This window comes from Flavobacterium niveum (genome assembly GCF_055231775.1).
In genome coordinates this window covers 285,808-311,510 of record NZ_JBUYSX010000001.1, presented here as the reverse complement: position 1 = coordinate 311,510, position 25,703 = coordinate 285,808, and the positions used below count along the sequence as shown (strand labels likewise).

Genomic DNA, 25,703 nt, shown 5'->3' with positions numbered 1-25,703 from the left:
ATTACAATTTACTATACATTTGTATATACAAATATTGTAATTACAATTGTTGATTTTACTAACATTTGTTGCAATGAAGATAGAAGAGATAATAAAGAGCCCGAACATGAAGCCTGAGAAACAGGTGGTAATGAACCTTTTTTATACTACCCGCCTTATAGGCGAGAGTACACTGGAGGTGATGAAAACCTACGACCTGAGTCCAGAGCAGTTTAATGTACTGCGTATACTGCGTGGGCAAAAAGGCAAGCCGGCCAATATGGGCGTTATACAGGAACGTATGATAGCCCGTACCAGCAACACCACCCGACTGGTAGACAAGCTGCTATTGAAAGGCCTTGTAAGCCGTGAAATATGCCCCGATAACCGCCGTAAGATGGAGATAGGCATCACCGAAAAAGGCCTTGAACTATTGCAGCAACTGGATCCTAAAGTGGAAGAGGCAGAGGACAAATTTGCCAATAACCTTACCACCGAAGAAGTACAGCAATTGATACACCTGTTACAAAAGTACCGAACTGTTTAATACAAGACACACACATTCACATTATATTAAATGAAAGAATATATTAACAGCCAGAAATGGCGCTATGCCGTGAAGAAATACGACCCGGCAAAAAAAGTTTCAGCTGAGGACCTTGCACTGCTTAAAGAAGCGATACAACTAAGCGTATCGTCTGTGGGCCTACAACCGTATAAGGTAATAGTAGTGGGCAGCCAGGAAATGAAAGAAAAACTTGCAGCTGCTGCCGGAGGCAACAACGCTAACCTGTTTAAAGACGCATCGCACATACTGATTTTTGCAAATGAGGTTAATGTAAACGATGCTCAGGTAGATAAGTATGTAGCAAATGTAAGCGAAGTACGCGGTGTACCTGCCGAGGCCGTAGCCGGTTTAGGCACTTACCTGAAAAACTTTTTGGGTACGCTTACAGACGAGCAAAAAAACATTTGGACTGCCAAGCAAACCTATATAGCATTGGCTAACCTTATACACACCGCTCCCCTGCTTAATATAGACGCTACACCTATGGAAGGCTTTAATGCCGCTACTATTAATGAAATACTGGGCTTAACAGAAAAAGGCCTTAACGCATCGTTAGTAGCTACTATAGGTTACCGCCACGATGAAGATGCCAACCAGCACCTTAAGAAAGTACGCAAGCCTGAAGGCGAGCTCTTTATAACTTTATAAAACGACTATTTATTAAATTCAAAACAATTTTTTAATCCTAATTTTTAACACAGATGAAAAATCTAAAATCCATTGCTATTGCATTTGTAATAGCGCTTTCTGCACTAACTGCTTCTGCACAAACTAAAAAAGTTGACGTAAAAGCCAGCGTTATCAACTGGGTAGGTAAAAAAGTAACCGGCCAGCACAGTGGTACTATTTCTTTTAAAGAAGGTTCACTTATCTTCACTAAAGGTAAACTTACAGGTGGTTCATTTACAGTAGATATGAACTCTATCAACGTAACTGACCTTAAAGCAGGCGAAGGTAAAGAGAAACTTGAAGGCCACCTTAAAGCTGACGATTTCTTCGGTACTGACAAATATGCTACTTCTACCCTTGTGTTTACTTCAGTAAAAGAAAAAGCTAAAAACGTATACACTGTAACTGCTAACCTTACTATTAAAGGTAAAACTGCCCCTGTAACTTTCGAACTTACTACAGGCCAGAAAGCTGCTTCTACAGCATTTAACGTAGACAGGACTAAATACGACATCAAATACGGTTCAAAAAGCTTCTTTGAAGGCATTGGTGACAAAGCTATCAACGACGAGTTTGAACTTTCAGTAAAACTGGTTTACTAATAATTAGGGTTTAAATTGACCGTGAAACCGCTTCCCATCAGGAAGCGGTTTTTTTATGATAAAACGTTACATTTGGTATATGCAAGATAATACCAACTATACAGAAGGACCAGAAGAAAACCTGTTAGGATTAACAGATAGTAATGTTGTTAATGAGATTGAAGCTGAAGGCATTTTATTGGCAGAATCAATGATTTACGGAATGGATCCATTAAGCGATATTACCGCAGGATTAATCCTTGAGCTACATGAAGCAGCATTCAAATCATTATATGACTGGGCTGGGAAATGGAGAACAATACAGGTTAGTGTCGGTACATTAAATCTTCCTCCATATTACAATGTCCCAAACTTAATGTATCAGTTTCTGGACAACCTTAATTTTAAAATTTCAATAGCAAAAAACATAGAAGATTATAAAAAACATAGAAGATTATATAGAGTGCATAGCATACTCGCACTATGAATTTGTAAAAATACATCCGTTTAATAACGGTAATGGCCGCTTGGGACGGATTGTCATGAACCTTGTAGCACTAAAGTTTGGTTATCAACCTTTAGAATTATACAAACGAGAAGGTGATTCAAGGAAAATTTATATTAATGCATTGCGTACAGCAGATAGTGGCGATTACACGCTTTTACACAACTTAATCCGTGAAGAACTCAGGAGTCTCTAATTCCTTTTTAATCATGAGCTTTTCCACCATAGCCTCAATCTTCTCTTCAGGCACCATCTGATTCTCAAGTGCCATAGTAGCAAATACAGTTTTTTTGAGCATTTCTCTCAAAAAAGCCTTGCTTCGTAATTGCGGATATTTATCGTAAAAAGTCATTGTTAGATATGTACTATCACACAAAGGTAGTAAAAATTAATTTATTCTATTTTTTAGCTATTACTGTATTTCCTAATCTTCAAATCTTTCAATTTTTCAATCCCGAAAACATTTCCCCCATTCCAAATAAATCCTTAATTTCGTAGCGCACAAATTTTAACGAGAAACATTTACAAGCTAATGAAATACGATATCATTGTATTGGGCAGCGGCCCGGGTGGTTATGTTACTGCCATTAGGGCATCGCAACTGGGCTTTAAAGTAGCCATTGTAGAAAAAGAAAGCCTGGGCGGTATATGCCTTAACTGGGGCTGTATACCTACAAAAGCACTGCTAAAGAGTGCACAGGTATTTGATTACCTGAAACATGCTGCTGATTACGGCCTTACCGTAAAGGAGTTTGACAAGGATTTTGGCGCTGTAGTAGCCCGCAGCCGTGGCGTAGCCGACGGTATGAGCAAAGGCGTTCAGTTCCTTATGAAAAAGAACAAAATTGAAGTTATATACGGCTACGGTAAAGTAAAACCGGGCAAAAAAGTGGAAGTTACTGATGCTGACGGTAAAGTAAGCGAAATCAGTGCCGACCACATCATCATTGCTACAGGTGCACGCAGCCGTGAGTTGCCAAACCTTCCGCAAGATGGCAAGAAAGTTATCGGTTACCGCCAGGCTATGGTACTGCCTGAGCAGCCTAAGAGCATGATTGTTGTAGGTTCGGGCGCTATAGGTGTAGAGTTTGCACACTTCTACAACTCTATGGGTACTAAGGTTACCATAGTAGAGTTTATGCCAAACGTGGTTCCTGTTGAGGATGAGGATGTATCAAAACAATTTGAGCGTTCACTTAAAAAATCAGGTATCGATGTAATGACCAACTCTTCTGTGGAGCGTATAGACACTACAGGTAACGGCGTTAAGGCATTCGTTAAGACTGCTAAAGGGGAAGAAGTACTTGAGGCTGACATCCTGCTTTCTGCTGTAGGTATCAAATCAAACATTGAAAACATCGGCCTTGAAGAGGTAGGTATTGCTACCGACAGGGATAAGATACTTGTAAACAAATACTACGTTACTAACGTACCTGGTTACTATGCCATTGGCGATGTAGTTCCGGGCCAGGCGCTTGCACACGTGGCTTCGGCAGAGGGTATCCTTTGTGTGGAGAAAATCGCTGGCCTGCACGTAGAGCCGCTTGATTATGGTAACATTCCGGGCTGTACATATGCTACACCTGAAATTGCTTCAGTAGGACTTACCGAAAAAGCTGCCAAAGAAAAAGGTTACGAAATCAAAGTAGGTAAATTCCCGTTCTCTGCCTCAGGTAAAGCTAAGGCTTCGGGTGCTTCAGACGGTTTCGTAAAAGTGATTTTCGACGCTAAGTACGGCGAATGGCTGGGCTGCCACATGATAGGCGCCGGCGTTACCGATATGATAGCAGAGGCTGTTGTAGCACGTAAGCTTGAAACCACAGGCCACGAAATCATTAAATCGGTACACCCGCACCCTACCATGAGCGAAGCCATTATGGAAGCTGCCGCTGCCGCTTATGATGAGGTAATACACATCTAATTTCAGATTGTAGAATTAAGATTGCAGATTGAGCTTCACTAAGGTAAAATCTAATAGTCTAAAGTTCTAACAATCTATAACAATACCTATCCGCCCTGATACTTTCGGGGCGGATTTTTTATATTTACCAAAAACAAACCACTATGAGTAAAATCACCCCAAAAGTTATAAACTGCCCTTTTTGCAAAGAAACACAGGTAGCCAATATCTACGATTCTGTTAATGTAACTATAGACCCTACCCTTAAGCTTAAAGTACTTAAAGGCACTTTAAATGATAAAGCCTGCGACAGCTGTGGTAAAACCATAAACATTATAAGCGGTTTCCTGTACCATGACATGACCCAAAAGGTAATGATATCACTCAATACTTCTGATGAACCGGGAATTGCATTTGACAAAGAGAATCCTTTTTTAAAAATGGAAGGCTACATTGTAAGGGAGGTAAACGAATACTACGACCTGATTGAAAAAATTACCATTTTTGATAACGGCCTGAATGACGAGGTACTTGCGTCCCTTGCCGAGGGCTTTATTTCGTCTTTAAATGAAATTGTAAAGGATGCCAAGCTCTACGTGTTTTTTGACCGGATTGAAAAAAGCCTGTTCAAAAAGGAGATTGTTTTTAAATGTTTTACCCACCCTTCTCAAATGATGGAACTAAAACAACCTATAAGTAAACTGGACAAAGCACAGCAAAGCTTGCTCTATAATATGGATGTACTCAGGAATTAACAGAGTCCACTCCTCCCCACTTTTTAAGAGGGCTTTACCAAAACAATCCTGTCTCCTGTCAGTAATTCCGTACTGCTACAGTAGTAACATTTTCTATATTGATTTCCTGCCCGGTAAACTGCAGCAGGCCGGTTTCGGGATTTCTTTTAAATACAGTTACCGAGTTGGTTTTTACATTGCATACAATCACAAAACTACCGTCGGGTGTAAGGGTAAAGGTACGCGGGTGGTTGCCCATGGCGCTTTGGTACCCCAACAGTGTAAGCGTACCGTCGGTACCCACACGGTATATGGCTATGTTGTTTTCTTCCATACGGTTAGTGGCGTACAAAAACTTCCCGTCGGGCGACAGGTGCACATCCGAACTTTCAAAAGCCGTAAGCCCGCTGTCTTCGGGATGGGTAAAAATACGTTGGGCCCGGGTGAGTTTACCGTTACTGTTTAGAAATACGCTTACTGCACCGCCAAGCTCTTCAATCATGTAGAGGGTATCGCCTTTTTTATTAAAGGCCAAGTGCCTTGGGCCACTGCCGGGTAAGGTTTTGCTTTCGGTGAAAGCAGTTGTGGTTACGGGTTCTTTCCTTTTTGGGTCAAAGCTGTAACACCACAATACATCTCCACCAAGGTCGGTAACCAGCAGTTGCTTCCCATCGGGACCAAAAGCCACACAATGCGCGTGGGCAGTTTCTTGCCTTGCAGGGTTTACGCCACTGCCTTTAGTGTAATCAAAATGTTGTACGGGCTTGCCTATGGTGCCGTCGTTATTAACAGGATAGATGGTAAGCCCCGCCTGGGTATAGTTAGCGCAGGCAAGCCATTTACCCGAGGGGTGTACCGCCACATATACGGGGTTTTCGCCGAGGCTGCTCTGGGTAGAAGTATGAGTAAGCATCCCGGTTTTTGGGTTAAACCCAAAGCTGCTTACACTGCCTCCGCCGGATGTTTTGCTGTCGGTAACGCTGTATACGGTTTTGCTGTCGGGTGAAAGGGTAAGGAATGATGGGTTTTTAACGCCGCTGAGCCTGCTTACTTCGGTGAGTTGGCCGGTTGTAGTATCAAGGCTGTAAACGTACAGGCCGGGCTTGTTTTTATCCCAGTTGTATGACCCGAAGAACACGTAGGTTTTCTGGGCAAAGGCTGCAACCGAAAACAGTATGAGTAAGAGGTAGATTGATTTTCTTGTAAACAGCATTATGGCTTGTCGGTGTATTTTATAAAACCGAATACTTCTATTTCGTTTAGTTCCGGTTTTATGCGGTAGATAATTACATAACCTTTAAAAACCAAATCCCTTATGTTTTCATTCCTGAAATAAATGGATTTTCTGTTGCTGTAGGGCATTACAGAAGAATCTTTAAGTTTTTGTAATACATCACTTCTAAACTTTCTTGCAGCTGAAGGCTTGTCTTCTGCAATATAAAGTAACTGGTCATTAAATTTTATCCTGAAACTTTGCAGTAGTTTAACCTTCATACTTTTTCAGGAGTTCGTCAGTTTCTTTTTCAAATTCTTCTAAAGAAATAAAAGTTTCTTCTCCTGCATCAATCCTCCTGAGGTCTTCCTCAAGCTCTGCTTTATTACGTAAAAATTCCTCCGAAACAATTTCCACATCGTTACGGTCAAACTGCTTCAACAGCCACATTACATGGTCGTAAACTTTAGAATTCACTCTTAAATGTATGGTTTCCATAGGACTTCAATTTTACCAAATGTACAAAAAATACCGTTTACTACTCCCGGCCTTAAACCGTATTCCAACAAAAAAGTGCCCCGTAAGGCACTTCAAAAATTTACTCTGCAATAACTATTTCGGCATCCGTTACGGCAATGGCCAGTATAGCATCGGTAAGTATCAGTTCGTCAGTGTTTATGTTTTTACTCATCCTCTGGTTTTTATTTAAGCTGCTGAGCTACTTAGCTGCTGAGCCGTTTGGTTTATTTTATAAGTCTTAATTTTCGGAAGTTTAGCAATTATGTTTTTCAATTACTAAAAAGCTAAGAAGCTCAGCGGCTTAGAAGCTCTTAAAACGGTACATCATCGTCGTCAGGTCGGCCGCTGTTCATGTTGCTGCCAAAGGCTTCGTTAGGGCTCGGCAGGTTCTTGGTGATGAAGTCGTTGCTGCTGTTCATGCTCGACGGCAATTCGTCAAACGGCGATGCGCCAAAATCATCAAGGTTGTCAAATTTACCGAGGCTGCCTATGAATTTCAGCCTGATATTGTCAAGCCCACCGTTACGGTGCTTGGCCACAATAAACTCGGCCTGGCCTGCTGTAGGCGACTGTTCCTCGTCATCCCATTCTTCAATCTTATAGTACTCGGGGCGGTAAATGAACGATACGATATCCGCATCCTGCTCAATCGCACCCGATTCCCTAAGGTCGGAAAGGAGCGGACGTTTGCTGCTTCCCCTAGTTTCCACCGCACGCGACAGCTGCGACAGTGCTATAACCGGTATGTTAAGTTCCTTAGCCAGTGCCTTAAGGTTTCGCGATATGGTAGAGATCTCCTGTTCGCGGTTACCTCCGTTTTTGCCACTGCCACCGGCGGTCATCAGTTGCAGGTAGTCGATGATGATCATCCTGATACCGTATTGCGATGCCAGCCTTCGGGCTTTTGCACGCAAGTCGAATATCGATAGCGATGGAGTATCGTCTATGTACAACGGTGCACGTTCCAGGTCTTTTACCTTAATGCTCAGCTGTTCCCATTCGTGTTTTTCGAGCTTACCGGTACGTAGTTTTTCTGACGAAAGCCCCGTTTCACTCGAAATAAGACGGGTTATCAGCTGTACCGAGGCCATCTCCAGCGAGAATACCGCTACGCCATGCCCGTAGGTAATGGCTATGTTCCGCGCCATAGAAAGTACGAATGCTGTATTGTGGGTAACGGTCATGTCTTCTAATAAGAATAGCCTGTTACCGTCAATCTCAAAACCGTAGTAATCGTCTTCCTTATCCAGTTTCACCGAAATCCCGGTTACTTTCCAGTCAACTATCGTTTTGCCCTCTCGGGCTTTTTTGCGTTCTATTTTAGTAGGGATGCTATTGATGTTACCAAAAACACGCACCCTGTATACGTCGCCTTCAAATCCGGTGGACTTAATGGTAGCTTTTTTCTTTTTAAGGGAAGTACGGAAACCAAGGGTGTCGCACAGAAATTTAATCTGTTTAGCAAATTCCTCGTTTTTCTGTACGATTTCAAAACAGTTGAACTCAGATGTGTAATAGCCATCGGCATCAATAATACCTGCTAAAAGCTGTAGCCTGTTTTCCTTACTGTTTATTAAAAACTCCTGTGGAATGTGTTTATTGGTAAGCACATTCAGTGCCCTCAGTTCTTTTTGTATGTCTATATAAAAACTTTCAGCAATGGCCTTATTACGTTTTACAATGCCGTAGCTATTGGTGCGGTTTTCCTGTTCGTAGGTAACCAGTTCGCACTCCATACTGTCGGCATAGCCTTGCAGGTAGGCAATAACTTCAGGATCGGTATTGGTTATACGCTGGCTGTACGAATGTCCGTCACCCAGCCAAAGCCCCATAAAATAAGGCTCCAGCGGCAGTGGTTTTTCATCAAAATCTACCGCTACCTTATAGCCTTTATAATTTGATTTGAATTTATCGCTTTTTTCCAGCCAGTCTTTTACGGTAATGTTCAGGACATCGCCTTTTTTATGAGGGCCTTCATTCCTGCTGCGTTTCAGCGAAAGGATATGGCTTTCGTTAACACGGTACGACATGGCTTTGTTCTGGTGTATCCAGTACATACGCTCACGCCCACGGGCTATAGAAAGTACTGTACGCGGGGTAGAGTCATCGCCCATTAGTAGGTCGCCTGTAACTACATCTTCCACCTTTTTTAGCGAACCGTCATGCATAAGCACGTTGGTGCCTTTGCCCAGGCACTTACCCATACCCGGCCTTGCCGCTATAATGATAAGGTCGCTCGGTTGCCAACCGCTGGTCAGTTTGTCCAGCTCATGGAAACCGGTAGCCACACCAGATAGTCCTTCTTTGCCCGCGATTTCCTCAATACGTTTTTTAGCCTGCATCACAAGGCTCTGCGCGGTTTCAGAACTACGCTTTATGTTGCCCTGGGTTACCTCGTAGAGTTTGCTTTCGGCTTTGTCCAGCAGGTCAAACACGTCGGTGGTTTCGTCGTAGGCATCTTCAATGATTTCACTGGAAAGGCGTATCAGACTGCGCTGTATGTACTTTTGCAGGATGATGCGCGAGTGGAACTCTATGTGTGCCGAAGATGATATTTTTTGCGTAAGCTGTATCAGGTAAAAGTCGCCGCCGGCTGCTTCCAGCTTGGCATTCTTTTTCAGCTGTGCAGAAACGGTAAGCAGGTCAATAGGCTGGGTATCGTTAAACAGCTGCACTATGGCCTCATAAATGTGCTTGTGGCTGTCCTTGTAAAAGGCATCGGGCTGCAGTATGTCTATAACCTCGTCTACACCTTTCTTATCTATCATCATGGCACCCAATACAGCTTCTTCTAAGTCTAAAGCTTGTGGCTGAATTTTGCCAGCCTCAAGAGCTATAAGCCTAGAAGAGTCTTTTTTTCGTGAACTATATTGTTGCGCATTTTCCATTTGATAAATTTAGCCTTTAAAAAACTTCTATCAAGATTAATTTGTAACCAAAAAATGTTGATAAATTTTACAATTTGTTAACAACAAAAAAAACTGTAATAATTACTGGTGTTTTGTTGATAACCAAAAAAATAGTCCGAAACGTATTGCTTCGGACTGTGACTTTTTTAATGGATTGATATTCAGCTATTATTTATTGAATTCGCCCATATTAAAGTATTTTTCCATCCTTTGCTCCACAAGTTCGGCTGTTGATAAGTCTTTCAGCTCATTGTAGGCTTTGGTTATGTACTGCTCTACCGTTGCAAAGGTGGTTTCCCTGTCATAGTGGGCACCTCCAAGCGGTTCAGGTATTATTTCGTCTATCAGCTTTTGCTTCTTCATGTCGTAGCTGGTAAGCTTCAGCGCTTCGGCTGCCTGCTCCTTGTATTCCCAGCTCCTCCATAGTATCGATGAGCACGATTCCGGCGATATTACCGAATACCAGGTGTTTTCCAGCATGTACACGCGGTCGCCCACGCCTATGCCCAGTGCACCACCCGATGCACCTTCACCTATAATAACGCAGATAACAGGCGTTTTAAGGCGGCTCATCTCAAAAATATTTCGTGCAATAGCCTCACCCTGGCCGCGCTCCTCGGCCTCAAGGCCCGGATATGCGCCCGGTGTATCTATAAAGGTAACTACTGGGATCTTGAATTTCTCAGCCATCTGCATTAACCTTAGTGCCTTACGGTAGCCTTCAGGGTTAGCCATACCGAAGTTGCGGTACTGCCTTGTCTTGGTATTAAAACCCTTCTGCTGGCCTATAACCATAAAGCTCTGGCCGTTTATTTTGGCAAGACCACCTACCATGGCCTTGTCGTCTTTAAACGCGCGGTCGCCAAAAAGCTCCAGCCAGGTATCGCCTGTCAGTGCCTTTATGTAGTCCATAGTATACGGGCGGTTCGGGTGGCGCGAAAGCTGTACCCTTTGCCATGCAGTAAGGTTTTTATATATGCTTTTTTTAGTTTCTACGAGTTTTTTCTCTATCTGTTTGCAGGTGTTCGATACGTCCACATCGCTCTCCTGGCCTATGATGGTACATTTCTCTAACTGCTCTTCCAGTTCTTTAATAGGAAGCTCAAAATCCAGGTATTCCATAGTAGAGGCAAAAATTTATATTTTGTTTATAGTTGAAAGCGACAAAGATAAGTAATTATGTTTAATACGGCGTATATAATATTGCCAATTAACCCGTCTGAGAGGTGCGGTTTTTCAGCACACCGTTGATAATCACCGTGATGAGGATAATGCCCGCGCCGATATAGAATGAGGTATTCATTTTTTCGCTTTCGCTGAAAACAATAAGCGCCAGTATAATACCGTATATGGGTTCAAGGTTTATGGTAAGCATCATGGTGTACGGGGTAATCGTTTTCATCACCTTTACTGCGGCTATCTGTGCATAGGCGGTACATACCGAAGCCAGCAGGAACAGCCACAGCCAGTCGCTCCCCGAAAGGTTAAAAAACTGTGGTGTAAACTGCCCGTCGTACAACAGGTACAACGAAAAGAAAAAGATGCCGCCCAGCAGTTCATAGAACGATACGGCGGTGGCATTATATTCTTTGGCAAATTTTCCGTTTATCATGGCAAATACCGTGCTGAGGAAAGCACTGAGCAGTGCAACGGCTATACCCCACGGATAGTTTATATCAGCCCGGACCCAAATGCTGTTATTGATTATAACAAACAATCCTGATATAAAAAGCAGGCCTACAATAATAAACATACCGAAAATTACCTCATATGGAATCAGTTTCCGCCCGTAAAGCAGTGGTTCCAGCAGAGATGCAAAGAATGCACCGGTGCTGAGGCAGGCTAACGTGACTGATATGTTGCTGATTTTTATGGCATGAAAAAACGTAAACCAATGCAATGCTATAATGAGCCCCGCAAAGAGCATACGCAGTAAAGCCTTCGTGGGTACGCGAAACGGCGCTTTCATAACCACGGCATATACCACCATGAGTACCAGGGCTATAACCATACGGAACCACACCAGCGGGAATGCCTGTAACGATATAAGCTTACCAAGCACAGCAGTAAACCCCCATACAAATACTATGAGGTGCAGGTGCAGGTAATTTTTAAGGTTATCGCCTTGCATTGCGTAGCAGGTAAAAGGCTAATATACCAAAAGTTACGTTAGGAATCCAGCTGGCAACGAATGGCGAAAATGCAGATTTCTCTGCCAGTACGCCAAAAACCTTATCGAAAAACACATAGGTAAAGGCCAGGGCTATGCCTATGGCCAGGTTAACCCCCATACCACCACGGCGTTTCATGCTTGAAACCGATACCGCTATTATGGTAAGGATAAAGGCCGAAACAGGTATGGTATACTTTTTATACAGCACCACCAGGTACGAGTTAAGATTGGCCGAACCGCGCTGGCGCTCCTTGTCTATAAAATCTGAAAGTTGGCCGTAGGTCATGGTTTCGGCGGCGTATACTGCCGGGGTAAGGTCGTCTGGCTGGAAATTAAACTTAAATGTCTTAGACGGCGCTTTTTCAATTTTATCCCCCATAGCACCTACCGTACGCTTAGTAAAACCGTTAAGGGTGTAGGTACTGTCTTTTTCGTTATAGCGTATGCTGTTAGCGCTTATTTTACTGGCCAGCTTGTTTTTACTGAAGGTTTCCAGGTTAAAGTTGTAACCGGTTTTGCTTTGGTAGTTAAAGCTGCTTACATATATGTATTCATTATCGCTTATCTGTTTGTACACATCGGTACTTTGGCGTACTTCCTTGCGGGTAAGGTGGGTAGAACGGAAATCATTGTACCCCTTGCTGGCCCTTGGCAAAAAGAAAAAGCCCATCAGCAATGCTATAACCGATACTATACCGGCACCTATAAGGTACGGCCTCAGGAAACGGTTAAACGATATACCCGAACTTAGTATGGCTACAATCTCGGTATTATTAGCAAGTTTACTGGTAAACCAAATGATACTGAGGAACAGGAAGATGGGAAACAAAAGGTTAGCGAAATAGATGGTGAAATCGCCGTAGTATATGGCAATGTCTTTAAAAGGCACCTTGCTTTCCAGCATGCGGTTTACCTTTTCAGATACGTCTACAACTATCCCTATCGGGACAAACATTAGCAGCATTACAAAGAATGTAACAAGGTAACGCCTTAGTATGTACCAGTCTATTATCTTCATGTACTTTTTATTATCAGTTGTTGGTTTTTGGTTGTTAGTTGTTGGATATTGGTAAACTGAAGCTTCCAACAACCAACAACTAATAACTAACAACCAAAGAAATTAAAGCCTTTGGCTCATGTTACGTACCATCATTTCCTTCCACTCGCGGAAGTCGCCTGCAATAATGTGCTTGCGGGCTTCGCGCACCAGCCACATATAAAAGCCAAGGTTGTGTATGGTGGCTATCTGCTTGCCTAAAAACTCATCTGCGGCAAACAGGTGGCGCAGGTACGCCTTGGTGTATTCGGTATCTACAAACGTTATGCCCATTTCGTCTACGGGGCTAAAGTCGTTTTCCCACTTCTTGTTCTTTATATTTATGGTGCCGTTAGCCGTAAACAGCATGCCGTTACGGGCATTGCGGGTAGGCATCACACAGTCGAACATATCTACGCCCAGGGCAATGTTTTCCAATATATTTATAGGAGTGCCCACACCCATAAGGTAACGCGGTTTGTCTTCGGGTAGTATGCTGCACACCACATCAGTCATGGCATACATTTCTTCGGCAGGTTCGCCTACGCTAAGCCCGCCAATGGCATTACCCACGGCACCGGCATTGGCTATGTATTCGGCACTTTCCTTACGCAGGTCTTTATAGGTACTGCCCTGTACAATAGGGAAAAACGCCTGGCTATAATCGTATTTAAACGGAAGCTTTTCCAGGTGGTTAATACAGCGGTCCAGCCAGCGGTGCGTCATGTGCATGCTGCGCTTGGCATAGCGGTAGTCGCACGGGTAAGGGGTACATTCGTCAAACGCCATAATGATGTCGGCGCCTATGGTGCGCTGTATCTCCATAACGCTCTCCGGGCTGAAGAAGTGGTACGAACCGTCTATGTGGCTCTTAAACTTTACACCTTCTTCCTTAATCTTTCGGTTAGCCGAAAGAGAATATACCTGGTAGCCGCCACTATCGGTAAGGATAGGCCTGTCCCAGTTCATAAATTTATGCAGGCCGCCTGCCTGTTCCAGTATGTCCGTTTTCGGGCGCAGGTACAGGTGGTAGGTGTTGCCCAGTATAATATCGGGGTTTATATCGTTTTTCAGTTCGCGCTGGTGCACGCCTTTTACAGTACCCGCCGTACCCACCGGCATAAAAATCGGTGTCTGTATAGTGCCGTGGTCGGTGGTTATTTCACCGGCGCGGGCCTTGGTTTGCGGGTCTTTGGTAAGTAAGTCAAATTTCATTACGCTATTTTACAGTCGGCAAAGATAACAATTTCAGATTGGTTGTCGGATGGTTAGATTGTTTGGATGGTTAGATTTTTAGGCTATTAGATTCTTAACAATACAAATGATAGCGTTTTACCCTATACTGGCCTGTTTTCACTTTACCAGAAAGCTGATAACCAACGGTTAATACCCTGTGTGAAATTTATTATAAATATATCCCCTGCCCTATCCAACCGTAAGGCTAAGTACGTAACTTTATATCAGTTAACCATCACCTTATGCTTGTAGACAGAATCCCACCGCTCAGTTATATCTTCGGGAAAGTAAAGTACGAAATGCTCGTGGTATTCATCCTGGGCATCATCATCCATTTTACTACAGAACGCCTGGATCCGTACCTACCCGAAATGCCGCTTAACATAGCTGCTTTTTTAGGCACGGCCATATCGGTATTGCTTTCGTTTAAAATGAGCCAAAGCTACGACCGCTGGTGGGAAGCCCGCAAAATATGGGGTGCCATAGTAAATGATTCACGTAGTTTTGTACTGCAATTACAGGCTTTTGTAAAAGGTACCGAATTTGAACCCCAGATAAAAACCATGGCCTACAGGCAAATTGCATGGAACTATGTATTGGGACGTTCACTAAGGGGGCTTGAACCGCTTGAAGGCTGTGAGGAATTACTAAACAATGAAGACCTTACCAAACTACAGGGGCACAACAATAAGGCATTGGGCATACTACAGCAAAACGTAAAGCAGGTAAGCACACTGCACAGCGAGGGTGTAATATCGGACTTTACACATGTGCAGTTCAACAACATTTTTATCCGATTTTCAGATAACATGGGCATGGCCGAGCGTATAAACAATACGGTATTCCCGGTTACGTACCGCTTGTTTTTGCACTTTACCATTTACCTGTTTGTGATCATCCTGTCCATAGGGCTTAATAATGTAAAGCTCTATTATGAGATTCCCCTTCTTATGCTGGTAAGCATGGTATTCTTTCTCCTCGAAAAAACAGCCTACCACCTGCAGGATCCGTTCCGCAACAGGCCAAGCGACACTAATGTTACCACTATAGCCCGTAATATAGAAATCAACATCCGCCAGCTGCTGGGCGAAGAATGCGTGCCGCCACCTATAGAAAAGGACAGTTTTTACAGTATGTAACCTTCTTTGTAAATACAATTCTTTTTCGTAAGATTGTAGTTGTTAAAACAATTTAACCAACCAATGAAAAAACATACTGCCCTGTTAACCTTGTTGCTTGTATTTACTTTAGCACATGGACAACAGAAATTAGGCTTTACTACAGGTATCAATTACGCTATGTTTACCAATGGCTTTGCCAAACAGGTTACCGGCTTTGATGGCACTGCTTATCATTTTGGAGCCATTTATGAATACCCTTTAAATGAAAAAATAACTTTCCGTCCTAAGCTGTTATATTCGCAAATGGGTAACCGAAGCCCGAAAAGCTATACGCCTGAAGATTTTATGGACTCATCAAGCAGCTCTGATTCCTATTCTTACAAGCTGGATTATCTCAGTATACCTGTTGATTTTAAGTTTTGGAAAAAAATATATGTACTTGCAGGCCCACAAATAAGTTACCTGCTGAAACAGGAAAGCAAAAATACATTTACAGGGCCCGTTTCTAAAAAGACAGATATAGGGCTGCACCTGGGTACCGGTTTTACAATACACAACTTTTTTGCAGAAATAAGTACCTACCAGGGGCTTACTACATTACTTACCTTTCGCGACCCTACTACACCCGGCATCGGCGTGAAAGAAATGCGAAATGCAAGCCTTCAACTTAGCCTTGGCTATAATTTTGACCTTTAACAGCTTCGCAATAGTATTAAGCTAAAAAAATCCGCCAAAATATAGTACATTTGCGCTCAATTTTTTTGAAAATGAGACTACACAGGAATTTGTGCTTTACGGTGATTGACTCACTGGGCTATATTTTTAATGATGGCGAATACGCTGATAAAGTGGTGGCACGCGCCCTGAAAAAGGACAAGCGCTGGGGCAGCCACGACCGAAAGTTTGTGGCAGAAACCATCTACGAAATTGTGCGCTGGAAACGCCTGTATACCGAAATAGCCGAGGTAAAAGAACCGTATGACCGCGATAACCTGTGGCGCATATTTGCCGTATGGGCAGTACTGCGTGGCATTCAGTTGCCCGACTGGAAGTATTTTGAAGATACTCCCCTGCGCCGTATTAAAGGTAAATTTGACGAACTGAGCAAAATACGAAAATTCCGTGAGGCAATACCTGACTGGATGGACGAGCTTGGTGTTGCCGAACTTGGCGAAGCCAAATGGAGCAAGGAAATTGCCGCACAAAACGAACAGGCACAGGTAATACTGCGTGTAAATACGCTGAAAACCACTAAAGAAAAACTACGCGACATACTTCGCGAAAGCAATATAGAAACTGAGTTTGTAAAAGATTACCCTTTTGCACTGGTACTTAAGGAGCGTGCCAACGTATTCCTTACCGATGCTTTTAAAGAAGGATTGTTCGAGGTTCAGGATGCATCGTCTCAACTTGTAGCGCCATTCCTTGATGTACAGCCGGGCATGCGCGTGGTAGATACCTGTGCCGGTGCCGGTGGCAAAACCCTGCACCTGGCTGCCCTTATGGAAAACAAAGGCCAGCTAATAGCCATGGACCTGTACGAAAGTAAGCTGAAACAGCTGAAGATTCGTGCCAAACGCGACAGCGCCTTTAATATAGAGTACCGTATTATAGACAGTACCAAGGTAATTAAAAAACTGCACGAAAAAGCCGACCGTGTACTGATTGACGCTCCTTGCAGCGGGCTTGGCGTACTGAAACGTAACCCGGACAGCAAGTGGAAACTGGAGCCTGAATTTATAGACAACATCCGTAAAACACAAGCCGAAGTACTGGAAAACTACAGTAAAATACTGAAGCCCGGGGGTAAACTGGTATATGCTACCTGTAGCGTATTGCCAAGTGAAAACGAGCAACAGGTACAACGTTTCCTTAAAGAGACCGAGATAGGTAAAGAATTTACCTTTGTGCAGGACCGTAAGATACTGGCATCTGAAAGCGGATTTGATGGGTTTTATATGGCCCTGATGGAACGCAAAAAATAACTTTAACCTATATTTGATGTTAAATTTAAGCCAACCTGAAGGTAAAACTACCTACATTTGTTGGCTTAAATTTTTGGAATGAAAAACATAATTACCCTTTTTACTGCGATTGCCACGCTTAGCGCATTTGCCCAGGCACCGGCCGGTTACTACAATACGGCCACCGGCACCGGTTACACGCTTAAAACCCAGCTTCACAACATCATAAAAGACCATGACGACCAGGGCTATGGAGGGCTGTATACTACATTTGCACTTTCTGATAAGGATTTATACTACGAAAACAACGGTTCTATATTAGACATCTATTCTGAAAAGCCGAACGGGCCCGACTCTTATGAATACTATTATGGTTCTGACCAGCAGGATGATGGCAGTGGTGGTACAGCTGAGGGACAAAAATTTAACCGTGAGCACATTATACCGCAGTCGTACTTCGGCTCTGAATTGCCCATGTATGCTGATGCTCACTTTATACTCCCAACCGATAAATACGTTAATGCACAACGCGGCAACTACCCTTTCGGTGTGGTAGCCACTGCAAACCAAACCTATACAAACGGTTCTAAAAGGGGAAACAACCTAAACTCAGGCTATTCTGCCGGATATACAGGCGTGGTATTTGAGCCTATAGATGAGTTTAAAGGCGATGTAGCCCGTATGTTCTTTTACTTTGTTACACGCTACGAAAGCCAGTTGAATGGCTTTTACACTGCTGTAAACGAATCGTCTACACAATCTAAAGCAATGTTTGACGGTACCGAAGGGCATTCTTTTTCGGCTACCTTCCTTAGCATACTGCTTACCTGGAATACGCAGGATCCTGTAAGCCAGCGCGAAATAGACCGTAACAACGCCATATACGGCCGCCAGGACAACCGCAACCCGTTTATAGACCACCCGGAGTACGCTACAACAATATGGGGTACTGTGGCAGGTGTTGACACTAATTTTTCAGCTACGGTTGCTGTGTATCCTAACCCGGCTGTAAACCATGAGGTGAATATCTACAGCGAAGCTGCAATTGAAAACATCCAGGTAATCAACCTTAACGGACAGCTGATACAACAGATAAACAAGCCACAAGCCAGCAACTATACCTATACGGTTAAAGATTTGCCTACTGGCTTCTACCTGCTGAAAATGACAAGCGGCAGCCAAACTTCTACTAAGAAAATCGTGGTAAACTAAGCCCATAAAAATATTATTTAAGAGCCTCCCTTTACGGAGGCTTTTTTATACCCGTGAGCGAAATATTTATTTACATTTGGTGGAAATACCAACCACGAAATGAGACTCTTTTATCTGTTTATCTTTTTGATTTCGGCAAACTTTTACGCACAGGATAAAACACGCTATATAGAATTTGAATCTATAGAAACAAACAACGAATATGACAGTATCAACTGGGCAACCGGGAATAAAATACATCATGAATTTGAGTTAAAAGGCCGCAAGCCTGTGCGCTGTACGCTAACCGTTATTGCAAACGAAGGAGTAGTGCTGTCCCACTTTGTTGATAATCATTGGCAAGCAATAGACACGCTTGGCTATTCGGTTTTCCCCGACGTAACACCGGCATTTACCATAACAGACTTTAACAGGGATGGTAATGAAGATTTTATGTGCTGGACACATACCAATGTAAACGGTAACGACTGGGAGCGGATTTTCCTGAGCAATCCTGATACCGGACAATTACAGAAGCTCCGCACCACACCTGATGAGGAAGATGTTTGGTGCGCACCTGAATACAACCCGAAAAAGAAAATCATCAGTTGTACACTGCTTTCAGGAGTATTTGGGCGGAGCGCGGAATATACTTATAAGTTGGACGGGCTTACCGCCATACCACTTAAAAAGACAGAGCAGGACAACACGCAACTCGATGCTACAACCGGGGAAGGTGCAGAAACACGTGAATATATTGGTAAAAATGGCAAATGGGTTTTAAAAGAATAGCGCTATGAAGAGGTTTTTATATCTATTACTCATTATTATTTGTATTTGTTGTAATAGAAAACAAACAACATCGTCTAAACATGAATTAATATATAAAAGTATCTATAAAGACACAGTAATGGCATTAGACAGTTTGAACTTTATTGACTCTAACGGGAGCAGCAAGCTTACCAAGGAAATCGCACAAAAGACCCTTGAGGAATATTATGCTGCAAAAGGCATCCATAATTACAAAACCGGCTACCAGGATGATGAGGGTAATCAAATGTGTGCATATTATGATACGCTATACACCTATCACCTGAACAATGACAACCATGAAGATGGTATTATAGAATATCACCTTATGCCTTGTTTTGCTTCGGGGCATTGTTACCAGCCATGGTATGCCTTTATAACTAAGATTAATACAGGATATAAAATTGTAAACCCTGAATTTTTACCCTCAGGCTATGGGATAGACAGTATAGCGACTGAAGGTAACTACAACTACTTGTATTTCTATCGTTTTGATTGTGGAGAGAATGGAGTTGTACAGCGCTATAAAACGAAACTAAACCACAAATAACTACAACTTCCCCTTTACGACACCGGCATCAATGTTATCGTGTGATTCATTGTAAACTGCTACGCCGTTTTTAATAAGCAGTATTTGTGGGCTTTGGTGCATTACGCCAAAACGGTTGGCTATTTCATTACTAATGTCTCGGTGTTCCAGTAAGTCCAGGTAGTAGGGCTTGGCATCCCCCTCCCCTATGTTGTAGGCGCCTTCAAAACCTTTAAGTGCCATACGGCTGATGCCGCAACGGGTACTGTGCTTAAAAATAATAACAGGTGTTTCGGCCGATTCTGTTACTATATCGTCCAGTTGTTTTATTTCTGTTAAACCGTTCCACTTTACCGCAGAAGTGTTTGCATCTTTATTGTCAGAATTACCGAATATCCCACCAAACAAGCCCATATTTTTAAAAATTTACGACAATTTGACTGTTAAAGCTAATTATTCAGCATCGTAAACAGCCGTTTTGTCAGATTATACGTATTGGAACATAAATTGACTTACAGTTACCAAATTTAAGGAAATACGATATGAACTTTGCTAATTATACTATAAAATCACAAGAGGCCGTGCAAAGGGCACAACAAATAGCCCAGGGCCTTGGCCACCAGCAGCTTGAAAACGAGCACATCGTGAAAGCGATACTGGAGGTAGACGAAAACGTGACCCCGTTTTTGCTTAAAAAACTGAACGTAAACCTGGGGCTGTTCGGTCAGATACTGGACAGTATTCTGAACAGTTTCCCTAAGGTACAGGGCGGTGAAATGCAGCTTTCTCGTGAAGCGATGACTGCACTTAACGAAGCGAGCAATATTGCCCGTAAAATGAATGACGAGTATGTAAGTATTGAGCACCTGCTGCTTGCTATATTTGCATCACGCAGTAAGGTAGCCCAGATACTGAAAGACCAGGGCGTAACCGAAAAAGGCCTTAAAGCTGCCATAGACGAACTCCGCAAAGGCGAAAGGGTAACCAGCGCCAGTGCTGAGGAAACCTATAATTCCCTAAACAAATACGCCAAAAACCTGAACCAGTTGGCCAACGATGGCAAGCTGGATCCGGTGATAGGCCGTGACGAAGAAATACGCCGCGTATTGCAAATCCTAAGCCGACGTACCAAAAACAACCCTATGCTTGTGGGTGAACCCGGCGTGGGTAAAACTGCGATTGCCGAAGGTTTGGCACACCGTATCATCCAGGGTGACGTACCCGAAAACCTTAAAAACAAGGTGGTCTATTCCCTTGATATGGGTGCATTGATAGCCGGTGCCAAGTACAAAGGTGAGTTTGAGGAACGATTAAAATCGGTTGTGAAGGAAGTAACCTCTGCCGAGGGCGATATCGTGCTGTTCATAGACGAGATACATACACTTGTAGGTGCAGGCGGTGGCGACGGCGCTATGGATGCTGCCAACATACTAAAACCGGCACTTGCCCGTGGAGAACTGCGTGCAATAGGCGCTACCACACTGGACGAGTACCAGAAATACTTTGAGAAAGACAAGGCTCTTGAAAGACGTTTCCAGAAGGTAATGGTAGATGAGCCGGATACCGAAAGCGCCATTTCTATACTCCGTGGTATTAAGGAAAAATACGAGGCACACCACCAGGTACGTATTAAAGACGATGCTATTATAGCTGCGGTAGAGCTTTCCCAAAGGTATATTACCAACCGTTTCCTGCCCGATAAGGCGATTGACCTTATGGATGAGGCAGCGAGTAAACTCCGTATGGAAATCAACTCGAAGCCGGAGGAACTGGATGTGCTTGACCGTAAAATAATGCAGCTCGAAATTGAGATTGAAGCCATTAAGCGTGAAAACGACGAGCCTAAGCTGAAAGCACTTGGCCTGGAACTAGCCAACCTTAAAGAGGAGCGCAACGAGATATTTGCCCGCTGGAAAAGCGAAAAAGATGTGGTAGACAGCATACAGGCTACTAAAACTGATATTGAAAATTATAAGCTTGATGCCGAAAAAGCCGAACGCGAAGGCAACTATGGTAAAGTAGCCGAGCTGCGTTACGGTAAAATAAAAGAATCGGAAGAAAAGCTGAACGATTTACAGCAGCAGCTACAGGAAACCCAGAAAGGGCAGAGCCTTATTAAAGAGGAAGTAACCCACGAGGATATTGCCGAAGTTGTAGCCAAATGGACGGGCATCCCTGTTACGAAAATGCTGCAAAGCGAGCGCGAAAAACTGCTTAACCTTGAAGCCGAACTGCACAAACGTGTGGTAGGCCAGGAAGAAGCCATAGAGGCCGTGAGTGATGCCGTACGCCGCAGCCGTGCCGGTTTACAAGACCAGAAGAAACCTATAGGTTCGTTCCTGTTCCTGGGTACTACCGGTGTAGGTAAAACTGAGTTGGCCAAAGCCCTAGCAAGTTACCTGTTTGACGATGAAAATGCCATGACCCGCATCGATATGAGCGAGTACCAGGAACGCCACAGCGTAAGCCGGCTTGTAGGTGCGCCTCCGGGATACATAGGATATGATGAAGGTGGCCAGCTTACTGAAGCCGTACGCCGCAAACCATACAGCGTTATCCTGCTGGATGAGATTGAGAAAGCCCACCCTGACACCTTTAATATATTGCTTCAGGTGCTGGACGAAGGCCGTCTTACCGACAACAAAGGACGTTTGGCTGACTTTAAAAATGCCATCATTATTATGACGAGCAACATGGGCAGCCACATTATACAGGAGAAATTTGAAGCGGTTAAGGACATAGACACAGCTATTGAAGCTGCTAAAGTGGAAGTACTTGGCTTGCTGAAACAAACCGTAAGGCCAGAGTTCATAAACCGTATAGATGATATAGTGATGTTTACCCCGCTGAGCAGTGCCAACATACATGAGATTGTAGGCCTGCAGCTTAAGGGTGTTACAAAGCTCCTTGCACAGCAAAACATTACGCTTGATGCCACACCGGAAGCGATTGATTACCTTGCCAAAAAAGGTTACGACCCCGACTTTGGTGCACGCCCTGTAAAACGCGTGATACAAAAAGAGGTTATGAACCAACTGAGCAAGGAAATACTAAGCGGCAAGGTTGCTACTGACAGCATTATACTGCTGGATAGTTTTGACGGCCAATTAGTATTCCGTAACCAGACGGATTTAGTAAGCAACAACTGAACAGATTTTTTAAATAGTACTGAAGCCATCCTGTAACGGGTGGCTTTTATATTTGTGTAGAATTGATATATTTGCAATAAATCAATCAACATTAAAATGAAAAAAATCTATTTTTTTTTATTAGTATCTATACATACCTACCATATCCATTCTCAAATACTTTTTGGAGATGAGCATGTCCTTTTAGACAGTAAGGAGTATTTTCCGTCTGAAAGTGCAGCCTTAACAACAGCCGATATAAACAATGACGGTTTTCCCGAGGTTGTATTAATATCTGGAGGAGATAATACTTCGCTGGTATGGTATAAAAATGTAAATGGAGACATTAAGTATGAGCAAGCCCATATAGTTGCAAATGATATTGAATATGCCAAGAAGATTATTACGGCAGACTTTGATAATAATGGGTTAATAGATCTCATTGTTTCTAGCCAGATAAGTGGCAAAATTATTTGGTATAAAAATCTAGGTAATTTTACATTTTCAGAAGGAATTCTCATATCGACCATTCCTTTAGTCTATTCAATTAGCAGCACAGATATAAACAATGATGGATGGACCGATATAATTGCTGCAAATGATGATATTGTAGTAACATACCTTAATAATGAAAGCAATTCCTTTACGGAAAGCCAGACAATTTCATCATATTCCTATACACTTAATTTTAAAGCACTCGATATTGACAATGATGGCGATGAAGATTTATTCGGAATTAATGGTAGCCAAATAAATTTATATCGCAATATTGAAGGAACCTTCGAAAATGGAAATACTATCTCTTCTACAAACGCCGCAGCGGCATTTGCATTCAACGATGTCGATGATGATGGGTTCTTTGATTTACTTATTGCATATGGTAGTAGTGTTTATGTGAGGGTAAATGTTAATGGAGAATATTTTGGTGAACCCACATTATTAATGGACACCCCTGTTGAAATACAAACATTAGCTATTGCCGATTTAGATGGAGATACAGAAAAAGACCTAATAATCGCATCATATAATCTGATAGGTTGGTACAAGTACAATAATAACACCAATACTTTTGAAAATTACAACCAAATAACATCAAATGTCAGTTTGTTAAATTCATTTGTAACCGAGGATTTAAATAATGATGGGCTTCAAGAAATAATTTGTGCTTCCTTCTCGAGTAACGATTTTGGAAAGAGGAAAGCATCTTATTTTAAATCTAACCAACAAGGTGTTTTTGATGAAGTACTCTTCAATACATATTTATCAGCTATCCGTAATAATGAAATTGTAGATGTGGATGGTGACGGATTCAATGATATAATATCCGGAGGAAAATCAATATTTTGGAATAAAAACCAAGGAAATAATGTTTTTTCTTCCAATTATCTGATTTCCCCTTATAACAATCTTCCACTTTCATACCGCATTGCTGCTATGGATTATAATAATGATGGAATTAAAGATGTTGCGGGTATTAAAGGCAGTGTGCTTGAAGTTTACAAAAATGAAAACCAAGGGGAGTTTACATTAATGTATTCTCTAACTTTTTCCTCAATGCCAATTGATATAGAGAATGCCGATATAAACGGTGATGGTAATATTGACATTTTATTTACTTTTTCCCCTCCTGAAAAGATAGGGTATCTTATAAATAATGGTAATTTTGAATTTTCGGATATAGCTTATCTAGACTATAATAACTTTTATTTTGAGCCTTTTTCTGTTGAATGTGACGATATAGACAATGACGGTGACATTGATATTGTAGTAGCTAATACCACGTCATCAATACAATGGCTAAAAAATGATGGCAACCTAAATTTTTCCCTTAATAACATTATAGTAGAAACCACCAGCAATATCTTATACCTTGCAGACATTAATAAAGATGGATTTATTGATGTTATTTCTGGTTCCAGCAATAGTTACAGTAACGGATATAGTTATTGGATAAAAAATAGTGTAAGTGGCTTTACTACAACCCATACAATAGCTAATAAAAGTAATCAAGCCTTGGTTTTTGATGATTTTGATAACGATGGCGACACAGATGCTATAGGTGTGGTTTATCATTATTATGAGCCATTTGACGAAAAAATATATTTATTTAAAAATAATGGTAATTCATTTAGCACTTCAACCATTGATAGTTTGGGCGATGCCGTCAGCCTTTCCAGGGATCTTGTACTTGGCGATTTAGACAATGATGGAAAAAAAGATCTTGTTACTAGTTTTTACTTTATCGGAAAAGTGAGTTTTTACAATAATAATTCAGTCTTACAGACCGGAGCTGTACTAAATAATTCATTGGATAATAACTTATTTTACCCAAACCCATGTTTTAATATTATTAACATAAAAAATTCAGGAGAAATAAATATAGCTGTTTATAATGAGTTAGGACAAAACGTATTATCATTTGAAAATTATAACGGTAAAAGTATAGATATAAGCAGCCTTAATGAGGGTATTTATTTTTTTAAAGTACACTCTGATAACGCCTTTTATACCCAAAAAATTATTAAGCGAAATTGATAGTCTGAAATTTCACTCTTTGATTAAATAACACATATAAAAACGGGATTACTTTGTGAAAGTAATCCCGTTTCATTTTAAAGCGTAGCCGTGTGTTTAACGGACGCTTTTATAATCGTAGTATTGCCGTATGGTCATTACGTCTTTATCGTTTTGCCTGCGTTTTATGGAAAAATATACACCTGCCGCTACTGCCAGTATAGTAATTGGGATTATTACAAAAAGCGTATTTATAAGTACTACGCTGATTACAGCATTATCGTAATCAAAACTATCGGCCACAAAATAACCGCCAAGGATTAGTGCCACTATGGTTAGTAGAATGTATATTAGTTTCATAATGCTGTAGATTAGGAGGTTTCAACTATTTTCAGCACCAAATTTCCAAAAACAAAACATTCAA

At 42.2% G+C, this 25,703-nt stretch carries 26 protein-coding genes; 15 read left to right on the top strand and 11 right to left on the bottom strand.

From position 1 onward, the window contains the following. The first annotated feature begins 73 nt into the window (after window positions 1-73). The 5 genes from ACZIX4_RS01340 (at window position 74) to ACZIX4_RS01320 (ending at window position 2,498) form a co-directional block, all read left to right on the top strand. Window positions 74-526 (top strand): MarR family winged helix-turn-helix transcriptional regulator, encoded by a 453-nt coding sequence (locus tag ACZIX4_RS01340; RefSeq protein WP_463333815.1) that lies wholly within the window; start codon window positions 74-76, stop codon window positions 524-526. A gap of 30 nt (window positions 527-556) precedes the next feature. After that, window positions 557-1,195 (top strand): NAD(P)H-dependent oxidoreductase, encoded by a 639-nt coding sequence (locus tag ACZIX4_RS01335; RefSeq protein ID WP_463333814.1) that lies wholly within the window; start codon window positions 557-559, stop codon window positions 1,193-1,195. Between the two features lie 53 nt (window positions 1,196-1,248). Continuing rightward, complete coding sequence (locus ACZIX4_RS01330; RefSeq protein WP_463333813.1) at window positions 1,249-1,818, top strand: YceI family protein; 570 nt, start codon at window positions 1,249-1,251, stop codon at window positions 1,816-1,818. Window positions 1,819-1,897: 79 nt separating this feature from the next. Further along, window positions 1,898-2,284: a hypothetical protein gene (locus ACZIX4_RS01325; protein ID WP_463333812.1), complete on the top strand. Its 387-nt coding sequence runs from the start codon at window positions 1,898-1,900 to the stop codon at window positions 2,282-2,284. Beyond that, window positions 2,232-2,498, top strand: coding sequence for a Fic family protein (locus ACZIX4_RS01320; protein WP_463334575.1), 267 nt, complete (start codon window positions 2,232-2,234; stop codon window positions 2,496-2,498). Before ACZIX4_RS01325 ends, ACZIX4_RS01320 begins: the two co-directional genes overlap by 53 nt. On the opposite strand, the gene ACZIX4_RS01315 is transcribed toward ACZIX4_RS01320, so the two are convergent. Next, window positions 2,469-2,654, bottom strand: coding sequence for a hypothetical protein (locus tag ACZIX4_RS01315; protein ID WP_463333811.1), 186 nt, complete (start codon window positions 2,652-2,654; stop codon window positions 2,469-2,471). The two genes, ACZIX4_RS01320 and ACZIX4_RS01315, sit on opposite strands and share 30 nt — an antisense overlap. 180 nt (window positions 2,655-2,834) lie before the next feature. Here ACZIX4_RS01315 and lpdA point away from each other — a divergent pair, with 180 nt between their 5' ends. Both lpdA and ACZIX4_RS01305 read left to right on the top strand, forming a co-directional pair. Then, window positions 2,835-4,223 (top strand): dihydrolipoyl dehydrogenase, encoded by a 1,389-nt coding sequence (gene lpdA, locus ACZIX4_RS01310; RefSeq protein WP_463333810.1) that lies wholly within the window; start codon window positions 2,835-2,837, stop codon window positions 4,221-4,223. 143 nt (window positions 4,224-4,366) lie between these two features. After that, a complete protein-coding gene (locus tag ACZIX4_RS01305) occupies window positions 4,367-4,957 on the top strand; it encodes a CpXC domain-containing protein (RefSeq protein WP_463333809.1) in 591 nt (196 codons plus the stop codon). Between the two features lie 58 nt (window positions 4,958-5,015). Here the strand turns inward: ACZIX4_RS01305 and ACZIX4_RS01300 are convergent, their stop codons facing one another. From ACZIX4_RS01300 to tgt, 8 genes are all read right to left on the bottom strand, one after another. Beyond that, window positions 5,016-6,149 carry a lactonase family protein gene (locus ACZIX4_RS01300; protein ID WP_463333808.1) on the bottom strand — a complete coding sequence of 378 codons (1,134 nt, stop codon included), beginning with the start codon at window positions 6,147-6,149 and terminating at the stop codon, window positions 5,016-5,018. Then, entirely contained in the window at window positions 6,149-6,430 is a 282-nt protein-coding gene (locus ACZIX4_RS01295) for a type II toxin-antitoxin system RelE/ParE family toxin (RefSeq protein ID WP_463333807.1), read from the bottom strand. Before ACZIX4_RS01295 ends, ACZIX4_RS01300 begins: the two co-directional genes overlap by 1 nt. Then, window positions 6,420-6,626, bottom strand: a complete 207-nt coding sequence (locus ACZIX4_RS01290; RefSeq protein ID WP_463333806.1) for a hypothetical protein — start codon at window positions 6,624-6,626, stop codon at window positions 6,420-6,422. The genes ACZIX4_RS01295 and ACZIX4_RS01290 overlap by 11 nt, the downstream gene beginning before the upstream one ends. Before the next feature lie 353 nt (window positions 6,627-6,979). Further along, window positions 6,980-9,556 carry a replicative DNA helicase gene (gene dnaB, locus ACZIX4_RS01285; protein ID WP_463333805.1) on the bottom strand — a complete coding sequence of 859 codons (2,577 nt, stop codon included), beginning with the start codon at window positions 9,554-9,556 and terminating at the stop codon, window positions 6,980-6,982. Between the two features lie 189 nt (window positions 9,557-9,745). After that, window positions 9,746-10,699, bottom strand: coding sequence for an acetyl-CoA carboxylase carboxyltransferase subunit alpha (locus tag ACZIX4_RS01280; RefSeq protein ID WP_463333804.1), 954 nt, complete (start codon window positions 10,697-10,699; stop codon window positions 9,746-9,748). Window positions 10,700-10,787: 88 nt separating this feature from the next. Continuing rightward, on the bottom strand, window positions 10,788-11,708 hold the full coding sequence (locus tag ACZIX4_RS01275) for a DMT family transporter (protein WP_463333803.1): 921 nt from the start codon (window positions 11,706-11,708) through the stop codon (window positions 10,788-10,790). Continuing rightward, a complete protein-coding gene (locus ACZIX4_RS01270; protein ID WP_463333802.1) occupies window positions 11,695-12,768 on the bottom strand; it encodes an LptF/LptG family permease in 1,074 nt (357 codons plus the stop codon). Before ACZIX4_RS01270 ends, ACZIX4_RS01275 begins: the two co-directional genes overlap by 14 nt. Before the next feature lie 102 nt (window positions 12,769-12,870). Then, window positions 12,871-14,001 (bottom strand): tRNA guanosine(34) transglycosylase Tgt, encoded by a 1,131-nt coding sequence (gene tgt, locus ACZIX4_RS01265; protein ID WP_463333801.1) that lies wholly within the window; start codon window positions 13,999-14,001, stop codon window positions 12,871-12,873. 263 nt (window positions 14,002-14,264) lie between these two features. Here tgt and ACZIX4_RS01260 point away from each other — a divergent pair, with 263 nt between their 5' ends. The 6 genes from ACZIX4_RS01260 (at window position 14,265) to ACZIX4_RS01235 (ending at window position 19,658) form a co-directional block, all read left to right on the top strand. Beyond that, window positions 14,265-15,161 (top strand): bestrophin family protein, encoded by an 897-nt coding sequence (locus tag ACZIX4_RS01260; protein WP_463333800.1) that lies wholly within the window; start codon window positions 14,265-14,267, stop codon window positions 15,159-15,161. Window positions 15,162-15,224: 63 nt separating this feature from the next. Then, window positions 15,225-15,839: a porin family protein gene (locus tag ACZIX4_RS01255; protein ID WP_463333799.1), complete on the top strand. Its 615-nt coding sequence runs from the start codon at window positions 15,225-15,227 to the stop codon at window positions 15,837-15,839. Window positions 15,840-15,910: 71 nt separating this feature from the next. Continuing rightward, window positions 15,911-17,128 (top strand): RsmB/NOP family class I SAM-dependent RNA methyltransferase, encoded by a 1,218-nt coding sequence (locus ACZIX4_RS01250; protein WP_463333798.1) that lies wholly within the window; start codon window positions 15,911-15,913, stop codon window positions 17,126-17,128. A gap of 78 nt (window positions 17,129-17,206) precedes the next feature. Then, the gene (locus tag ACZIX4_RS01245; protein WP_463333797.1) at window positions 17,207-18,319 is read left to right on the top strand and encodes an endonuclease; all 1,113 of its coding nucleotides are present in this window, start codon (window positions 17,207-17,209) and stop codon (window positions 18,317-18,319) included. A 99-nt stretch (window positions 18,320-18,418) separates the two neighbouring features. Then, entirely contained in the window at window positions 18,419-19,090 is a 672-nt protein-coding gene (locus ACZIX4_RS01240) for an XAC2610-related protein (protein ID WP_463333796.1), read from the top strand. Between the two features lie 118 nt (window positions 19,091-19,208). Next, on the top strand, window positions 19,209-19,658 hold the full coding sequence (locus ACZIX4_RS01235; RefSeq protein WP_463333795.1) for a hypothetical protein: 450 nt from the start codon (window positions 19,209-19,211) through the stop codon (window positions 19,656-19,658). Here the strand turns inward: ACZIX4_RS01235 and ytxJ are convergent, their stop codons facing one another. After that, window positions 19,659-20,051, bottom strand: a complete 393-nt coding sequence (ytxJ, locus tag ACZIX4_RS01230; RefSeq protein ID WP_463333794.1) for a bacillithiol system redox-active protein YtxJ — start codon at window positions 20,049-20,051, stop codon at window positions 19,659-19,661. 128 nt (window positions 20,052-20,179) lie between these two features. Between ytxJ and clpB the strand changes: the two genes are divergently transcribed. After that, window positions 20,180-22,786, top strand: a complete 2,607-nt coding sequence (clpB, locus tag ACZIX4_RS01225; protein ID WP_463333793.1) for an ATP-dependent chaperone ClpB — start codon at window positions 20,180-20,182, stop codon at window positions 22,784-22,786. Window positions 22,787-22,882: 96 nt separating this feature from the next. Then, a complete protein-coding gene (locus ACZIX4_RS01220; RefSeq protein WP_463333792.1) occupies window positions 22,883-25,300 on the top strand; it encodes a T9SS type A sorting domain-containing protein in 2,418 nt (805 codons plus the stop codon). Between the two features lie 96 nt (window positions 25,301-25,396). On the opposite strand, the gene ACZIX4_RS01215 is transcribed toward ACZIX4_RS01220, so the two are convergent. Continuing rightward, window positions 25,397-25,639 (bottom strand): hypothetical protein, encoded by a 243-nt coding sequence (locus tag ACZIX4_RS01215; protein ID WP_463333791.1) that lies wholly within the window; start codon window positions 25,637-25,639, stop codon window positions 25,397-25,399. Between the last annotated feature and the right edge of the window lie 64 nt (window positions 25,640-25,703).

What these genes read in the sequence shown, in the direction of transcription:
- ACZIX4_RS01240 (WP_463333796.1), top strand. Translation starts at nt 18,419, where the DNA reads ATGAGACTCTTTTATCTGTTTATCTTTTTGATTTCGGCAAACTTTTAC.
- dnaB (WP_463333805.1), bottom strand. Translation starts at nt 9,556, where the DNA reads ATGGAAAATGCGCAACAATATAGTTCACGAAAAAAAGACTCTTCTAGG.
- ACZIX4_RS01300 (WP_463333808.1), bottom strand. Translation starts at nt 6,149, where the DNA reads ATGCTGTTTACAAGAAAATCAATCTACCTCTTACTCATACTGTTTTCG.
- ACZIX4_RS01335 (WP_463333814.1), top strand. Translation starts at nt 557, where the DNA reads ATGAAAGAATATATTAACAGCCAGAAATGGCGCTATGCCGTGAAGAAA.
- ACZIX4_RS01280 (WP_463333804.1), bottom strand. Translation starts at nt 10,699, where the DNA reads ATGGAATACCTGGATTTTGAGCTTCCTATTAAAGAACTGGAAGAGCAG.
- ACZIX4_RS01305 (WP_463333809.1), top strand. Translation starts at nt 4,367, where the DNA reads ATGAGTAAAATCACCCCAAAAGTTATAAACTGCCCTTTTTGCAAAGAA.
- clpB (WP_463333793.1), top strand. Translation starts at nt 20,180, where the DNA reads ATGAACTTTGCTAATTATACTATAAAATCACAAGAGGCCGTGCAAAGG.
- ACZIX4_RS01315 (WP_463333811.1), bottom strand. Translation starts at nt 2,654, where the DNA reads ATGACTTTTTACGATAAATATCCGCAATTACGAAGCAAGGCTTTTTTG.
- ACZIX4_RS01235 (WP_463333795.1), top strand. Translation starts at nt 19,209, where the DNA reads ATGGCATTAGACAGTTTGAACTTTATTGACTCTAACGGGAGCAGCAAG.
- ytxJ (WP_463333794.1), bottom strand. Translation starts at nt 20,051, where the DNA reads ATGGGCTTGTTTGGTGGGATATTCGGTAATTCTGACAATAAAGATGCA.
- ACZIX4_RS01260 (WP_463333800.1), top strand. Translation starts at nt 14,265, where the DNA reads ATGCTTGTAGACAGAATCCCACCGCTCAGTTATATCTTCGGGAAAGTA.
- ACZIX4_RS01330 (WP_463333813.1), top strand. Translation starts at nt 1,249, where the DNA reads ATGAAAAATCTAAAATCCATTGCTATTGCATTTGTAATAGCGCTTTCT.
- tgt (WP_463333801.1), bottom strand. Translation starts at nt 14,001, where the DNA reads ATGAAATTTGACTTACTTACCAAAGACCCGCAAACCAAGGCCCGCGCC.
- lpdA (WP_463333810.1), top strand. Translation starts at nt 2,835, where the DNA reads ATGAAATACGATATCATTGTATTGGGCAGCGGCCCGGGTGGTTATGTT.
- ACZIX4_RS01295 (WP_463333807.1), bottom strand. Translation starts at nt 6,430, where the DNA reads ATGAAGGTTAAACTACTGCAAAGTTTCAGGATAAAATTTAATGACCAG.
- ACZIX4_RS01340 (WP_463333815.1), top strand. Translation starts at nt 74, where the DNA reads ATGAAGATAGAAGAGATAATAAAGAGCCCGAACATGAAGCCTGAGAAA.
- ACZIX4_RS01245 (WP_463333797.1), top strand. Translation starts at nt 17,207, where the DNA reads ATGAAAAACATAATTACCCTTTTTACTGCGATTGCCACGCTTAGCGCA.
- ACZIX4_RS01270 (WP_463333802.1), bottom strand. Translation starts at nt 12,768, where the DNA reads ATGAAGATAATAGACTGGTACATACTAAGGCGTTACCTTGTTACATTC.
- ACZIX4_RS01215 (WP_463333791.1), bottom strand. Translation starts at nt 25,639, where the DNA reads ATGAAACTAATATACATTCTACTAACCATAGTGGCACTAATCCTTGGC.
- ACZIX4_RS01220 (WP_463333792.1), top strand. Translation starts at nt 22,883, where the DNA reads ATGAAAAAAATCTATTTTTTTTTATTAGTATCTATACATACCTACCAT.
- ACZIX4_RS01250 (WP_463333798.1), top strand. Translation starts at nt 15,911, where the DNA reads ATGAGACTACACAGGAATTTGTGCTTTACGGTGATTGACTCACTGGGC.
- ACZIX4_RS01275 (WP_463333803.1), bottom strand. Translation starts at nt 11,708, where the DNA reads ATGCAAGGCGATAACCTTAAAAATTACCTGCACCTGCACCTCATAGTA.
- ACZIX4_RS01325 (WP_463333812.1), top strand. Translation starts at nt 1,898, where the DNA reads ATGCAAGATAATACCAACTATACAGAAGGACCAGAAGAAAACCTGTTA.
- ACZIX4_RS01255 (WP_463333799.1), top strand. Translation starts at nt 15,225, where the DNA reads ATGAAAAAACATACTGCCCTGTTAACCTTGTTGCTTGTATTTACTTTA.